Origin of the sequence: Candidatus Desulfosporosinus nitrosoreducens, assembly GCF_030954495.1 — a bacterium.
GTDB classification, from domain to species: domain Bacteria; phylum Bacillota; class Desulfitobacteriia; order Desulfitobacteriales; family Desulfitobacteriaceae; genus Desulfosporosinus; species Desulfosporosinus nitrosoreducens.
This window is the reverse complement of sequence record NZ_JAVHUW010000053.1, coordinates 1-15735: the sequence shown is the minus strand read 5'-3', so window position 1 is coordinate 15735 and position 15735 is coordinate 1. Positions and strand designations below refer to the sequence as shown.

General features: G+C 45.2%; 12 protein-coding genes, 2 pseudogenes and 1 CRISPR repeat array. Of the genes and pseudogenes, 5 read left to right on the top strand and 9 right to left on the bottom strand.

Translation table 11 applies throughout. The annotated features are described in order from the left end of the window. Nucleotides 1–81: 81 nt before the first annotated feature. Nucleotides 82–327 carry a hypothetical protein gene (locus tag REC12_RS13125; RefSeq protein ID WP_308895139.1) on the bottom strand — a complete coding sequence of 82 codons (246 nt, stop codon included), beginning with the start codon at nucleotides 325–327 and terminating at the stop codon, nucleotides 82–84. Between the two features lie 280 nt (nucleotides 328–607). Continuing rightward, nucleotides 608–1186 carry a hypothetical protein gene (locus REC12_RS13120; protein WP_308895137.1) on the bottom strand — a complete coding sequence of 193 codons (579 nt, stop codon included), beginning with the start codon at nucleotides 1184–1186 and terminating at the stop codon, nucleotides 608–610. Nucleotides 1187–1389: 203 nt separating this feature from the next. Here REC12_RS13120 and REC12_RS13115 point away from each other — a divergent pair. The 5 genes and pseudogenes from REC12_RS13115 to REC12_RS13095 form a co-directional block, all read left to right on the top strand. Further along, nucleotides 1390–1587, top strand: a pseudogene (locus REC12_RS13115) (tyrosine-type recombinase/integrase); the annotation flags it as partial. Between the two features lie 260 nt (nucleotides 1588–1847). Then, nucleotides 1848–2435 (top strand): putative immunity protein, encoded by a 588-nt coding sequence (locus tag REC12_RS13110; RefSeq protein WP_308895135.1) that lies wholly within the window; start codon nucleotides 1848–1850, stop codon nucleotides 2433–2435. A 190-nt stretch (nucleotides 2436–2625) separates the two neighbouring features. Next, a complete protein-coding gene (locus REC12_RS13105; protein ID WP_308895133.1) occupies nucleotides 2626–3453 on the top strand; it encodes a TrmH family RNA methyltransferase in 828 nt (275 codons plus the stop codon). A 172-nt stretch (nucleotides 3454–3625) separates the two neighbouring features. Beyond that, nucleotides 3626–4488: pseudogene (locus REC12_RS13100) on the top strand (tyrosine-type recombinase/integrase). After that, nucleotides 4481–5632 (top strand): IS91 family transposase, encoded by a 1152-nt coding sequence (locus REC12_RS13095; RefSeq protein ID WP_308895131.1) that lies wholly within the window; start codon nucleotides 4481–4483, stop codon nucleotides 5630–5632. Before REC12_RS13100 ends, REC12_RS13095 begins: the two are co-directional and overlap by 8 nt. 737 nt (nucleotides 5633–6369) lie before the next feature. On the opposite strand, the gene REC12_RS13090 is transcribed toward REC12_RS13095, so the two are convergent. From REC12_RS13090 to REC12_RS13060, 7 genes are all read right to left on the bottom strand, one after another. Continuing rightward, nucleotides 6370–7431, bottom strand: coding sequence for a glycoside hydrolase family 113 protein (locus tag REC12_RS13090; RefSeq protein ID WP_308895129.1), 1062 nt, complete (start codon nucleotides 7429–7431; stop codon nucleotides 6370–6372). A 432-nt stretch (nucleotides 7432–7863) separates the two neighbouring features. Continuing rightward, a CRISPR array of direct repeats spans nucleotides 7864–8424; the repeat unit is 32 nt; unit sequence ATTTCAGTCCACGCTTCCCTGCGGGAAGCGAC. A gap of 258 nt (nucleotides 8425–8682) precedes the next feature. After that, complete coding sequence (locus tag REC12_RS13085) at nucleotides 8683–9867, bottom strand: molybdopterin molybdotransferase MoeA (protein WP_308895127.1); 1185 nt, start codon at nucleotides 9865–9867, stop codon at nucleotides 8683–8685. 147 nt (nucleotides 9868–10014) lie between these two features. Beyond that, nucleotides 10015–10818 carry an ABC transporter ATP-binding protein gene (locus REC12_RS13080; protein ID WP_308895124.1) on the bottom strand — a complete coding sequence of 268 codons (804 nt, stop codon included), beginning with the start codon at nucleotides 10816–10818 and terminating at the stop codon, nucleotides 10015–10017. Next, a complete protein-coding gene (locus tag REC12_RS13075) occupies nucleotides 10818–11873 on the bottom strand; it encodes a FecCD family ABC transporter permease (protein WP_308895122.1) in 1056 nt (351 codons plus the stop codon). Before REC12_RS13075 ends, REC12_RS13080 begins: the two co-directional genes overlap by 1 nt. Before the next feature lie 38 nt (nucleotides 11874–11911). Beyond that, nucleotides 11912–12985, bottom strand: a complete 1074-nt coding sequence (locus tag REC12_RS13070) for an ABC transporter substrate-binding protein (RefSeq protein WP_308895119.1) — start codon at nucleotides 12983–12985, stop codon at nucleotides 11912–11914. 283 nt (nucleotides 12986–13268) lie between these two features. Beyond that, on the bottom strand, nucleotides 13269–14405 hold the full coding sequence (locus REC12_RS13065; RefSeq protein WP_308895118.1) for a biotin synthase BioB: 1137 nt from the start codon (nucleotides 14403–14405) through the stop codon (nucleotides 13269–13271). Next, nucleotides 14402–15697, bottom strand: coding sequence for a molybdopterin molybdotransferase MoeA (locus tag REC12_RS13060; protein WP_308895116.1), 1296 nt, complete (start codon nucleotides 15695–15697; stop codon nucleotides 14402–14404). The genes REC12_RS13065 and REC12_RS13060 overlap by 4 nt, the downstream gene beginning before the upstream one ends. Between the last annotated feature and the right edge of the window lie 38 nt (nucleotides 15698–15735).

Sequence of the window (15735 nt, the reverse complement as noted above, 5' to 3'; positions counted from 1 at the left end):
ATTTTTACTGTGTAATTTGGTTGTTTGCATAACTCAATTATACGCCAACTGCGGGTTCTTTTGGACCCGCAGTTATATTTTTTAGAAATCAACGAGGGGCTGATGCTTTACGAACTCTGTTCGTTTTGCAACAGCCCCTTTATTAATTCTTCTTCTTTTTGCTCTTTTAAGCTCTTTTATCTCTTTGTGAGATAGGGGAATTAATTGAAATCCACTACCAGCTTGCTGAATTGAAAACTTTGAACCTACTTTTAACCCGAGTTGTCTTACAATTGGTCTTGGTAATGTTAAAATACAACCTTTCTTTATTGTACCGCTAAAAATCAAAGTGTTCTTCCCCCTTCGTCTAATTAAACAAAAGTTTCGTCTTTACATGCTAAAAAATAGTATACCAGTCATCTATAATAAAATTAAATAATGCATTTCACTGATGGTGAACAGTATAAGAATTATGTGAACTAGTATTTATTTAATTACTTCCATCTTCTTTGGATATTTTATATTTTTTAAACTTAGTGTAACCTTAAATGAGAAAAAAGCTAATATTGCCATAAAGCCCAAATATGTTTTCTTCATAAAAAGAACACTTTCCTGTTACTAATTTGGATTAATAAATACATTTCAGTAATTTAGAAACCCAATCCTTTCTGTTAACAACAAAGTCATGTATGGTGAGGACTACAAAATAAGAAGAAACATCTAATTCAACTAATTTACATTCATCATAAATTAAGCTGATATTCAACTCTTTTTTAGGTTCTATTCCTTTTTGACTTAGCAAACTCGCCAATTCTTCATATAATTCTTGGCAATACACATCAATTGACCTTTCTACTGAAAATCCCCCTGCTAAGCTGTCCCACCAAATTTTAAAGGATTTATAAATCTCACTATACTTCTTTAAACTGTCGGAATTATTCAAAAACAAACCTTGATAAAACAAATCTTTTTCATCGTAGAAAATCTTAACACCGTTACTTTGATGTTCAGTAATTCTTCGGGAGACTTCATTCCACAAATCCTTATACTTTGTTTGGAAATCTTCCTCAAAAGCTATTATTGATGGAAAATAAGGAAATTTATATTCTTCTTCACTACGGCTTTGATTAAAGTATATATTTTGTATGTAAATTAAAAAGTTCAAAACATAGGTTGCCTCTGTTCTCATCACCAATGAATTTTGCATTCTATCACACTCCAATTTATTATAATTCTATAAAAATAAACCAATCCCTTTTGGTGACTACAATTGAATTGAAAATTAACTTCCAGTTATCCTACTAACTGCGAGAAACCTGCCATTTGGGAAACTTACCATTATTAGCCTAATTATAACACACGCGTGCCTCTTCCAACTTCTGGTTGTGAGCACTTGTTGTCTTCTGCAAACCTAAATCCATATCGACTCATAAGCTCCGACATACGGTCGCAACACTTATGTACAAATATGGACGGGTTGACATACGATCACTTCAACAGATTCTTGGGCATGAGAGCGTAGCTACTACTGAGATATATACCCATATTGATGAGCATCAATTGCAGTCTGCTGTAAATTCCAACCCTCTTGCAATGATGTTTAATTAAGTGTATTTCCCTCAACTGAGACTATAAGATTATTTCAGTTTTCTTGCTGATGCCGCCCTAAAACTTAGAGATTGGGCGGCATATATACTTACGGGTTTTAAGAATTAGCGGAAGCCTTGGTACCTAGGCTTTCAGCAAGAGCTGGGCCCTTTTTGTATCTACAAACCAATGTTATGGGGTATAATTGAGCAGAACACTGTGACGCATTGGTAGGATGATACAAATTAAGATTATTCATAATTTGAGAAGGAATTAAAACTATGTTTTCAGATGTAGAAATAAAATTAAAGAAGAGAAATAAAATATTGTTTTCTCGCGGCAGTCAATGCTTACAAGAATTGATTAAACTAATACAATTACAAAATCACCGAACCCTTGTAATGTGGGCGCTTGATTGTGCAACACTGCCTTTGGTACAATGTGAAGCCAAGTATCCCGATGAACACAGGCCAAGAACCTGTTTAGAACTTTGCGAGGCTTGGGCAAGGGGTAAAATTAAAATGCCAACAGCAAAACGGGCAATTTTAGATTCGCATGCAGTAGCGAAAGAAATTGATGATACCGAATATAGTGCTTTGTGCCACGCTATTGGTCATGCTGGAGCCACCGTGCATGTAGAAACACACGCTTTGGGGTTACCTATTTATGAATTAACTGCACTAGTCTTAAAATACGGAAAAGATAACTTTCCCAAACCAGTCAGCGAAAAGATAATCTATTATTCTGACCGCCTATTGTACTGGCAAGAAAATACAGATAAACTCGGATTTGATTGGGCTGACTTCTTATTGGATGACACCAGACCTAATAAGGAAAGATTATTAAGCGAAAAAAAGTTAAAACAGTGAGCTTAATCTTATTTCGCATTTTTCTATATTGTTTCGTAGTGTAGAAAGATGTGTCTTATAAGCAAGATAGTATAGTTAATAATGTAGTATTGATGGTGATGTAATTCTTACTTACGGTAAAAAAGGATTTTATGTTGCAAAAAAATCAAGGTTGATATGTTACCACTAACCTCGAACATAAGGAGATAAGATGTCAAATATCATTGAGATAAGCGATTTTTCATCATCCAATTTGGATGTCTTTGCTCGCCTGACGGAAACGCAGCTGCGCAACCGGTTGGAGCCGGAGATGGGCATCTTTATTGCGGAGAGTACTAAGGTAATTGGACTTGCCCTCGACGCTGGATGCGAGCCTATTTCACTTTTGATGGAGCGCAAATACATTGCAGGGCAGGCGCACGGTATAATCACCCGCTGCGGAGATGTCCCCGTCTATACTGCCGATAGCAACCTGCTAGCAGGGCTGACTGGCTTTCAGATGACCCGCGGTGTGCTGTGTGCCATGCGGCGTCCTCATCTACCCAGCGTTGAGGAGGCGTGTGCCGGTGCAAATCGAGTGGCTGTGCTTGAAGGTATTGCGGATTCTACCAACGTCGGTGCCATTTTTCGCTCGGCTGCGGCGCTAGGCATCGATACCGTGTTGCTTACCCCCTCATGCTGTGACCCACTGTGCCGGCGTGCGGTGAGGGTGAGCATGGGTACCATCTTCCAAGTGCCATGGGCCCGTATTGGCAGCGAGCCCTCGCAGTGGCCGCAGCAGGGCATGAAGAGTCTGCGCAAGCTGGGCTTTAAGACCGTTGCCATGGCTTTAAATGATAACGCTGTCAGCATAGACGATCCGCAGCTCATGGTAGAGGAAAAGCTTGCCATCGTATTGGGTTCAGAAGGTAATGGACTGGCGCCCTGCACGATTGCTGACTGCGATTACACTGCGTGCATCCCCATGTCCCATAACGTGGACTCTCTGAACGTTGCTGCAGCCAGCGCCGTGGCCTTTTGGCAACTCAGGGTCCGGTAAGCTTTTATATTCACATAATACGTCGTAAAATATGGATAGCACTAAACCGCTGGCGCGGTGGTTTCCGGAGTGTTCTTTTGCTTTTTTAATTGAATATCGTTGAAACCTATTTCTGACAATTAACATCTCCTTTAAAATATTAGAGATTTTATTTTAAAGGAGATGTGAGTTTATGACAAAAGAAGAGGTTTTAGCTAAGCTGAAATTCGAACTTGAACTTAGGGGGTTAAGCAAATCCACCCAGGATGAATACCATACCAAAGTTAAACTCTTCCAGGATCACTTTGCTAAGCCTGCAACTGAACTAGGCATAGAGCATATAAGACAGTTTCTTCATTATCTTACTACAGAAAAAAGCTTGCTTCCGGATCAGTTAATACCTACAATAGCGGTCTGCGTTTTTTGTATAGAGAAGTATTGGACATTAATTTAGACATTAGGAAAATCCGTCGTCACCGTAAACATCGTAAACTCCCTGCTATCTTTACCAAAGAAGAACTCCAATCACTTTTTAATGTCTGCGATAACTTGAGAGATAAGTGTATTCTGATGACTCTCTATGGTGCAGGGCTTTGCCTCAGTGAAGTAGCTACTCTTAAAGTTTCAGATATTGATAGCGAAAAAATGCAGTTGTTTATTCGCAATGCTAAAGGCAGTAAAGATCGATATGCTATCCTTTCACAAGCAAACCTAGATATACTCAGAACTTATTGGAAAGCTTATCGTCCTAAAGTATGGCTTTTTTACAGCAGAAATAATACCGGCACACACATTACGACCAGAGCTGTGCAAAATATATTTCATAAATATGCAACTAAAGCTAGGATCAATAAAAACGTGACAGTTCACAGCATGCGCCATAGCTTCGCCACTCATTTACTGGAATCCGGAATAGATATTTTTCACATCAAGCAAATGCTTGGACACACAGATATCACCGCAACTTGCTTCTACCTGCATTTAATAAAAATTGAATCACTCAACGTAAAAAGTCCCCTTGACCAGATGACTGACCCGGACAAAACCAATGGCTGAGGTACAAGATATTTTCCTGAGATACGGCGAAGACTATCGAACCCATCATAAGCTCACTCTTGTTCAGCATAAAGCGATGTCAGCCATTCAGAAATGCAGAACATCACAATTGGGCGGTCACAAGGAGGTTTGTGACAGTTGCGGGCATACCTGGATTTCATACAATTCCTGCCGAAACAGGCACTGTCCTAAATGTCAAGCTCTTGCCAAAGAACGTTGGATTGAAAACCAGAAAAGCAACTTGCTTGACATTGGTTACTTTCATGTCGTTTTTACAATCCCATATACACTCAATTTAATGGCTAACCAAAATCAAAAAGCAGTATATACCCTTCTGTTTAAGGCAGTTTCTGAAACTCTTGCCGAATTAGCTTCTGACAAAAAATATCTTGGAGCAAAGATTGGCTTTACATCGGTTCTACATACATGGGGACAAACCCTCATGCACCACCCACACATCCACTGCATTGTAAACGGCGGCGGATTATCTTCTCTGGGAAAATGGGTGAACAGCAGAAAGAAATTCTTCATCCCTGTTAAAGTTTTGTCTCGAAAGTTCAGAGGCAAATTTCTGTATCACCTTAAAAACGCACTTGAATTTCACGGTAGCCAAGCACATCTTACGGATAATAAAGAATTCGAAAAACTGCTATCCTCTCTATATAACAAAGAGTGGATTGTTTACTGCAAACTGCCATTTAAAAACGCAGCTTGTGTTGTTGAATATCTAGGCCGTTATACCCACCGGGTGGCTATATCTAATAAGCGCATTATTAACCTTGAAAAAGATACAGTTTCATTCAGATGGCGGGACTATAAGGACAACAGCAAGCAAAAGGTAATGACTCTTTCTGCAGAAGAGTTTATTCGAAGATTTATTATTCGCATCTTACCGAGTGGCTTTATGAAAATTAGGCACTACGGTTTACTTGGCAATCGAAACAAAACCACTAAACTCAAACTTTGTAAACAACTTACCCAAACGCTTTTATTAATGAGAGGGAAGCCTTCGACTCTCCAACTTATCCAGAAACTCATAGGAAAAGATTTGACTAAATGCCCTAACTGCGGATCAGAAAAGCCCCGACAGTTTGTTAGTCTTGGCAAATCTCCCCCTACTAATATCCGAACTGCATATGTTTAAAAAATTGCCCTGTTATGGGGAGGGGGAAGTTATGTCCAACATTAGCATATTTGAAGGTTTCAAATACATATTGTACAATGGTTTCGATACGAAGTCTTTAAAATTACCAGGAGATTATGAATTCAATCCCCATAGAAATTTCGTTAATCGTCGCAGTTTCGTGCTATCTAAATTATCCAAAGTTAGAGAAACTAATTATACCAGGATATTAGTTTTAATATACTAAAGCTCCTTTTAGGAGTTCTTTTTTTGCCCCTAACTTCGGATAATTTGCTATGGATTAGCGGAAGTTCAGTAAGCAGGAATAAACTGTAACAAATTAAGAATTTTGCGAAGTTCTATTATGGATTTAGTTCGAAGAACAATAATTTTACAGCAGCGAACCTAACTTTTATTTCCGCCGCTTTATATAGAAACTGTTTCTGACCGTGGTATGCCCTTTTAGAGTTAAACTGTTCGAATTTTTTATAATACTCCTGGAGACATCCCAAAATGTGGACAAATAGCATTTCTATAGCAATTTCAACTTCGTTTCAAGGAACTAGCCAACTTTCTAGTTCTCTGTTCCATCTGTACGAATTTTATATGGATAACCATTTACATCATCATGAGATTTCTGAATGTAATAAACCCAATCTCCCACGAGCGTGTCTTGTTGCAGAGCATAGATAGTATGCACTATCCATTAGCTGGCCAATAGAGCATGGAGCTCCTGCGTGTTTTGCGCGCCCGACATACTAGCCTATTTTTTGCCCTCCGTAGTATTTCGCTACTGCCCTAAACGCTTCCTTCGGCTCCCACGTCATATCAGGATAAGTCGTTCCGTGCCTACCGACTTCAAAGTATTTCACTAAACTAGAGCTCTCTCTGTCCAAGTCATACTTAGGTATATCGCTATATGGCCTAACTGGGTATATAAACATATCTATAAAAGCACCCTCAAAACCAGCTTTATCAACTAGCTTTAGGTTATCAATCAAACGTGTGGCTTGGAGCGCTTCACTTCGCTCGTCAATAACTTTGAGCTTCGGCCATATAAACCGCCCGATACCAGGCTGTTGGTGCAGTGCTAGTGAGAGGACGGATACGTTACCAAGCGTTAACGCCACGCCATTGGCAGGAGCGGTAGTTGTACTAAAGCCGAACCCCGTATTTATAACCGGCTTACCATGAGCAAAGAGTGGCTTGACCATATCTATGTACTTATCTTTTATCTTCTCAGCCCAATAGTGGTCAACACCAATATAATCAAAGTCAGTCCAATCGACTTGCTCCCAAACTAGTGAGCGGTACATAATAGGCCCGCCAAATACGGCACGGACTGCTTTATTGACTTGACCCAGAAAGTCATTGAGTGGTTTATTGCGCTTGTCAGGAGACTTTTGGTAATCGGCACTAAAAGCAGTCTGCAGACGCTGCATAAATGTCTTACCCGGTACGATGCCTTGCATAAACAAAGTAAACTCCGAACCAAGACTGAATACTACCTTACCTGGGTAGCGTTTATATAGTGGCTGAGCTGCCTTGGCTGCTTCGGTGATATAGGCGAGTGTAGTTTCAGGCGGTATATTCGTCCAATCTGCTGGATTTAACCACGCTTCAAGCCCTTGGTTTAAGGCAGCTTCTGCCGTCAACATCACCCGTCTAATGTCCTTGCCGCTAATACCGACAGCGTTACAGTGTAAGTCGTTTTTAATTATTTTAAGTTCTCGCTCTACGGTTTGACGATTATAGTCTGGTCGCCAATTAACGCCCATTACCGTACCGACATCATAGTTTATGCCTTTATGTTCTATCATGGTTACTCCTTTGCTTCTTGTACGTTGGTAGTATTCTTAAAAGCGGCTTCAAATTTCACTAGGAGTGTATAAGCATGAACAAAGCAGTCTTTTGAGTAACACCAAGATACTTACTAAGCTAGTTGGACAAGATACCTTTTTTAAGCTCCATATTATCATTACTGTCCCCTAATTTATTTATATCAATACTATTATAAGTTTCTTCAAGCCTTTTAGCGCCGTGGTTAACGCTTTCGTGTTTGAAGCCAAACTTCGAGAGCGTACGATAGGGCATATGCTCGTCCGTGTAACATAGCAATGATTTGTTCCTCTAAAGTAGTTCAACACTGCGAACTTCGCCGTTCTTGGCTCGGCTTAAATTAGCGCCGAATACTTCGGGAAAGGTCTTCGTGAAGGTTCATAATCGCCTTCCGTGTAACCGCTAAGAACTTAATTTCAATCCACGCTTCCCTACGGGAAGCGACGTATCCTCAATCGTGGAAAGCAAACCCACGAGTATTTCAATCCACGCTTCCCTACGGGAAGCGACGGGAAGAGGAAACCATGATGTTAATACGCAATCTTATTTCAATCCACGCTTCCCTGCGGGAAGCGACTCTTCGCTCCACTCCGCGCCATAATGATGGACTTATTTCAATCCACGCTTCCCTGCGGGAAGCGACGATAAAATTACTAACCTTGCTATCTTCATAACCAATTTCAGTCCACGCTTCCCTGCGGGAAGCGACCTAGCAATAGCCTGGTGTACGGCTTGATCGGGAGATTTCAGTCCACGCTTCCCTGCGGGAAGCGACAAAACTTCGTCAGGAGAGAGGGATGACACAAAAAATTTCAGTCCACGCTTCCCTGCGGGAAGCGACTAATTTCCCAATTATCATGCTGACAGCTAAGGAAATTTCAGTCCACGCTTCCCTGCGGGAAGCGACCTTGGCGGAGGCACTCCCGCCAAGATCGAATTGGCATTTCAGTCCACGCTTCCCTGCGGGAAGCGACAGCAAAACCACCCCAAAACCATCTTCTATGGAAGCTTTTTTATTAGCATCCTCACATCTCTTACCCCAGACCACCCAGCAAACCCAACACCATCGCTATTTTTCAGCAAAATCCCTATCATTTCGCGGTGCGAATCCCCCGGCAATTTCATGTTCACTACACATTCGCACTAAATAATTAAGACATCCTCAACATCAAAAAAACACAAAACCCAAGTCTCTTTACCTGACTATATTATAACGCTAACTTCCCCATATTCTATAATAATTCAGCCTCAACTTCCTCCCCGGCCTGATACTCGGCAACCCCTATGGGGGCAATGAACAAAGCCTTAGCCTGGAGCAAGGAATAGGGAATGCTTTTATCAAATCCTATAGGCCTAGCTGTATAACCATCATCCTGTTTAGTAATAAGCAAGCGGTAATAAAATTCGAACTCCGGGTTCTTTTGCAGAGGCTTTTCCAGCTTGACCTTAATTTTGGGGCGCAGAGGAGCAGCAATGCTGTAGTAATGATGCACCAGACCAAAGACACACCAATCCATGGCCAAAAAGGTAGCAATAATCGGTCCGGGCAAATTTATCACAGGTTTTCCTGCAATAATGGCTACGGCCACCGGTCTGCCGGGAACTGCTTTGATGCCATGCCGAAAGAAGGAAGCCCGTTTTTGCAGAAGCTGAGCGTTAAAGTCTTCAGACCCTTTCGAAGATCCGCCGTTGATTAAAACTATATCTGCCGCAGCGAGGGCCAGATCTAAGGTCTGCTCCAGTTCGACCGGTTTGTCCCTGATAATGGGGTAACAAATTGGTTCCGCTCCCCATTCCTGCAGAAAAGCTGCAACCATCAAGCCATTGGATTCAACGTTTTGTCCGCGCTCCGGTTTAATGCCGGCGCTAATTAGCTCATTTCCGGTAGGAATATAAACAACCTTGGGCTTTTTAACAACCTCCAGCTGATAAATGCCGCCCAAAGCCAGCACAGCCAAATGGACCGGTGTCAGGCGAACGTGGGCCTCAACCAGCAATTCTCCTTCTTTAATCATACCGCCTTTTTCACGAATCAGGCTTCCTTGAGAAAATTCAAAGTCTTGGACAAAACACAGTTGACCATCCTGGTTATAATAAATATCTTCTACTTGGATGACGGTATCGAAAGCATCGTCAAAGTCGTCACCGGTATCTGCCTGGACATACTCCTGACCTTTAAGCCAACCGGAAGTATCCGGCAAGCCGGCTGAAAAATCCGCCGAACGTACGGCGATACCGTCAGCCTGTGAGCATCTGCATACCGGCAATGAATTCCGGGAATAGACCTTTTGCGCCGTGATCCGCCCTAAGGCCTGCTGGAGCGGTATTAATTCCGTTTTAACCTCTAATGGCCAATATTGAAACAACAACTTTAATGCTTCTTCTCTGGTGACAGCCTGGTCTATGCTAAAATCCATGGCTATTTCTCCTCATTATTATTTTGTTTCTCCTTAATGTCCCCTTACTCTGGAAGCTGTTTTTTGCTAACCATCCGCTCTGTTGTTCAACTTGAATATACTCCTCTGTTTCCCGCAGAATTGCCCCCGGAGGTGTCACTTCAGCGCTCAATTTTTGGGGCCAGGCAAGGGTACACACATCCTGACTTCGCCCTGGCCGTCCAAATCAGAGATAATGCCTGTTCCTATGATTTTAACGTTAACCCCATAGAGTTCTCTAAGTCCCTTTTCCGTAATAACCTCATTGGCTTTGCCCAGTCCGAACAATCCTCCTTGATTCAGAAGCATTACTTTTGTGGCATAGAAAAAGGCATGATCCGGCACATGGGAAGCCATGATGATCGCTAAGCCCTGGCGGGCCAGCTCTTTAACCTGTCCTAAAACTTTTAATTGGTTGCCAAAATCCAAGGCCGAGGTCGGTTCGTCCATCACTAACATTTTGGGTTCCTGAGCCAAAGCGCGGGCGATGAGCACAAGCTGCTTTTCCCCGCCGCTCAATTCCGTAAAAATTCTCTGTTTAAGCAAAGAAATATCTAAGGTGGCAATGACTTGCTCGGCTATTTTCCGGTCCTTTTTCGTGGGCGAGGCAAAGTTCCCCAAGTGTGCGGTGCGTCCCATCAGGATCATATCCATGACACTGAAAGGAAACGAGGTGTTTTGAGCTTGAGGAATATAGCCGATAACCTGGGCCATTTTCGTACGGGACCAATGAAGCGAGTTATTGCCATCAATAAGTATTTCTCCTGCCAGAGGTTTGAGCAAACCCAGGATGGTCTTAAAAAGTGTCGTCTTGCCTGTTCCATTAGGCCCTAAAACACATAATACCTCCCCTGCTTCCACCGCAAAGGATATATCCTGCAGGACTGTCTTGCCGCCGTAGCCGCACTTAATGTCTTTAAGTTCAAACCTCATTACCAACCCTTCTTTCCGCGCAGTAAGATGCTGAAAAAGAACGGTGCCCCGATGATGGACGTAAGAATTCCCAAGGGAATTTCAGCGGAAGTCAGACACCTGGCCAAATCATCTACCAGGAGCATATACACGCTCCCGATCGCAATCGACACAGGCAGAAGTACTTTATAATTGGGGCCGACAATCATTCGGGCCAAATGAGGCACTATAAGCCCTACCCAGCCAATCAGCCCGCTGATAGCTACTGACCCGGCCGTAAGCAGTGAAGAACAGATAATTACCACCAGCCTGAGCCTTCCTGTTTCCAAGCCCAGCGTCTTACTCTCTTCTTCACTTAAAGACAAGACATTGAGGCGCCAGCGCAGCAGATAAAGGGGAACTCCTCCCAAGAGCATGACGCAGAGCGCGGAGATGACGCTCTGCGGAGAAACACTGGCCAAACTGCCCATCAGCCAAAAGGTTATGGCCGGCAACTTGTCATAGGGATCGGCCACATATTTCAGGAGAGACGTAAAGGATGAACACAAAGTGGCCACTAAAATCCCGGTAAGTACTAAAGCCAGGGTTGGATCACGCTTAATTTTACTGCTTAAAAAGTAGACGCTCATTACAGCTAAAAGACTGACGGCAAAAGCCGCGACCTGGATACCAAGATTGTTTAAGGAAAAATAGATGGCTAGGGCCGCCCCAAAACCGGCCCCGGCCGATGCTCCCAAGATATCCGGCGATACCAGCGGATTCTTAAACATGCCTTGATAGGCGACGCCGGCCATTGACAAGGCTGCCCCAACCAGCATCGCCGCGATAATTCTTGGCAGTCTCACTTCAAAGATCACTGTGTTAATAACTCCCTGCGGACCATGGACAAAAGGAAAAACTTTTCCTGCCAAAGCTGTCAGCAGGACGGGGACAGGGATAGGAAATCTGCCTAAGGGAAAAGAAAAGAGAAAAGCCAAAATAGGCAGTAAGACTGCCACAATATATACCTTGCGCAGATTTCCTTCTGTCCCTGATTCAGTCAGGACATCTTGAACCTTTTTTACACCTTTTGCCATTTGTCTAATTCCTCCTGCCTGAATCCTGTGGAGTTTTTTTATTGCAGACCGTTAAGCATCTCTTCCGCTTCCTTGTCTGTAAGCTGATAATTCAGGAATTCCTTATAAAAACCTTTGACATCGTTGACCAAATCGGCTTGTTTGAAGAGATCGGGATAAAACTTTGTGGCCGCCCACTCGGATAACAAAGGAGTTTCCACAGCTCCGTTCCAGGTAAAGGTTCCCGCAGGGGTGACATAGATCTTCTTGTTTTTAATAGCCTTAACATTAGCAAGCTGGGGGTTACTCTCCAGAGACGGGATATCCTTGGCATCCCGGACAATAATAATATCCGGATTCCATTGCAGTATTTGTTCATAACTAATCTGATATCTTACCGTTACCCCACCGTAGCCGCCGTTCATTCCCTGGCCGTCGAAAGCATCTACGCCGCCGGCAGGGTCAATCCACCAGGCGGAATTGAATCCCGCCATGTTCGAGGCCCACATATTCAAGACCTTCGGCCGCTGATCCGCGGGAATAGTGGCGACGGTTTTATTAAGCGCGGCCAGCTTGTCTTCATAATATTGATTATATTCTTTGGCCCTATCCGGATTACCGAATACCTTACCCAAGATAGTCATGGCCTTTTCAATATCATCCTTACTGGTAGAGCTTTTCAGATATATGACCGGGATCTTGGAACTTTGCAAGGCCTGCGCCGTCGACTGCTCACTGGTAATTACGACGTCAGGAGTTAAGGCCATGATAGTTTCCACATTGGGAGTGCTCCCCAAGTCCGGACCTTTGGCAATTTGCGGAGCAAGGATCGTTTGATATTTCGTTTGCGGCATCTTGACCATCGAGGCGGGTATGCCGTTAATAATCGTATCTCCTTTGCCAAAGGCCATGATCAGACTGTTCAAAGGGGGCACGGCATTAAAGGTTATGACCTTCTTAATGTTCGTCGGCACAGTAACTGTTCGTCCAGCCATGTCGGTGACAGTAACCGTGGTCGGTACAGAGGCAGCTTCAGGCGCTGCCTGTTTCGTTCCACAGCCGGCAGCAGTAACCATAAGTATGAGCAGCGCCGTAACAAGGACGTAAAACCTTTTGAAGTTCTTCTTGTACATTTTTATACCTCCGTAATTTGTTCTATCTGCTAACTTTAAAAACGAGAACGTCCGTCTAAAGAAATTCGTTCGGCCAGTCCTCTGCTGCGGACCGTTGGTCAAGAGCGGCACATTTACCAATAAAGAAGACTTGATTCAGGCGGAGCTTTACTCCAACTGAATCTTAGTCGCACTTATCCAGGGACTCAGCCGCTCTTGACTCACCTCTTGCCCAAGCGGCAGTCTTAGAGCGGCTGAGTCAGCGGCTAAACCCGCTATGTTTTTTGCTTACCCTTCTCAGAGTTTATTCCTCAGAGATTGTAATTCCGCACTGCTCAGCCATAGCCCGCTTAGCCGCCCTGGTGTCGCGGTATTCGATATTCTCCTCGCTGAAGGTTGCTTCCTGCTGTCTGCCCTGCCAGTAATCCACTTTGAGGTTTACCGCCAGGGAAAACAGAGCGTTGCCGGCTCCGGCCAGAATCCCTTGCGTCCGCTCCTTTTCCGTCCAACCCGCCGCCGTTGTAATTTTGATCGAGCGGTAGACAAGGCGGGCAATGGCCACCAGCCGTGCCGCTTCTTCTACGGAACAAGCTTCCCAGTCATGCATGGGAATCACCGGGTCCGGAGTAAATTTGGAAATATAAACGCTGGACAAATGCGGGAACTGAGCGATATCAAACAAGCTGTTGACGTAATCCTCATAGCGGGTCTCCTTGGGCCCTAATCCGGCCATGATCCCCGAACTCAGCGCCAGTCCCGCTTTTTGGATATCCCAGGCAAACTGCAGCTTCTTGTCCAGATCATCCCCAGGTTTCACCTTCCGGAAGACTTCCGGATTGGTAATTTCGAAGACCGCGCCAATGCTGTCAACGCCCCAGGCCTTCAATTGCTTCAGGGAATCCACACTCATGGCCGCACCGCAGTTGACCATGATTTTCATATCCTGCAGGCCGGCCTCATGAATTTTGCGCACAATCTCCAGAACTTCCTTACCTTCGCTGCCTAAAGTCGTACCGCCGCTGAGATGAAATTCTTTCACACCTTCCCGCTGAAAATAACGCGCTCCCGCCACAATAGCCTCCAGCGGCAGCGGGTTCTGGTCCTTTTTCCTCCAGTAAGGGCAATAGCTGCAAAGGGGGCGGAGCCGACAGGGCAAAACGCTGGCGATCCCCCCTGTGAAATGGAAAACATCACCTGTTTCTGCTTTGCGCACAGCCCTGGCTGCGGCATACAGACTGTTCCTGTCTTCCTCCGTCTCGGTATTTTTAAACAGAAACAGGGCTTCTTCCCGGGTCAGAGGACGCTGCAGGGCATTGTTAAGTACTTCATGCAAAGTCAAAATATCGGCCACCTTCCCTAACTTATTGCAGCGGAATGTCTTGGCGCCCGCTGCATTATTGGCAATGATATCGCCATCTCTGTCTTTAAACTCATAGTTCAAGTAGATTGACTGCTGCGCCGGCGGACCGTCTTCTCTCCCCAGAGCAGCTGCACCCTGGCAGGTTCCCCCTTTTTCAGCAGACGATCCTCAGCTTCTTCCATCAGAATTCCTGTGGCCTTGACAAAACAGTCCACCGTGTCCCCCATCTGGATAGGGACAATTTCATAATCCTCCCCGGTCCAGCGGAGATTCACATGAGGATGATAACCGGAACGGGTTCCGCTTCGATAATCCGCGTGCAGCCGGGCCTTGATCTCCTGCCGCTCATAACAGGGGCAGCGGAGAAAACGCTCCATAATTGCCGGCAGGTACTGCTCGGACTGCGTAAGGGCCGCATGAGGAGGCGCGGGAATCCCCACAACGCATTTGCCTTGGATCTCCCCCAGCAGCATGGCTTTGCCGCCGGGGCCGAAACCCATCCCCTGGACCAGAACTTTGCCCAGCTTTTCAATGGCCTGAGCGGTATAGTCCTCATAGCGGGCGCCGTTTCGGCCCAGGCCGCCGATCAGAATAAGAAAATCACAATGCTCAATAGCCTGGAGAATGGCCCGGCAGATCAGCTCTTCACTGTCTCCAGCCACCGCCTCCGTCCAGGCTTCTCCGCCGCATTCCCGGACAATTCCCTCCAGGAGAATGCTGTCCGCTTCCACCACCTGTCCGGGACCAGGCCGGCAGCCGGGCCCCACCAGGTCGCCTCCCACCGGAATTATGGCGGCTTGGGGCTTTTTCCAGACCGGCACCGTCTCCACTCCGGCAAAACGCAGGATCGAGAGATTGGCCGGATTCAGGCGGTAATTCTCCGGCACAATCCGCTCTCCCTCCCGGATACTGCTGCCGATTCCCCTTACGCCTTGCCCCCGGGCAGGCAGCGCTCCGATTTCAGCCTGGCCCTCCGGCAAATACCGTACCTGTTCCAGAGGAATCACGGTGTCGAAAGGCGGTTTGACCACCGCGCCCATAACCCGGAGACGGAATTGATTTTCCGCCAGCACCCGGCTGCCGCCGCTCAGCTGCTCTTTAACTTCCTGCCAATTCACCATGATTCCGTCATGCTGGGCGCTGGCGGCGGAAGGTACCGAGAAGGCCGCATAGGTTGGTTCCGCTGTCACCCGTCCCAAAGCCTGATTCAGCGGTACGGACTCCTTGGCCAGCTCAAAGCGGACCTGCTCAAAGAGAACGGCCAGAGCCTCATCCCGGGAAAGCGGGTCCTGCTGCTGCCGGTGGCAGCGTGTGGCACAACCGACACAGGTTGCGGAGGGGCAGATAATTTGGTCCTGCTGCTTATTTTCCATACGTTCCTCCTTTTAAGAGAATAAAGAAGACTTGATTC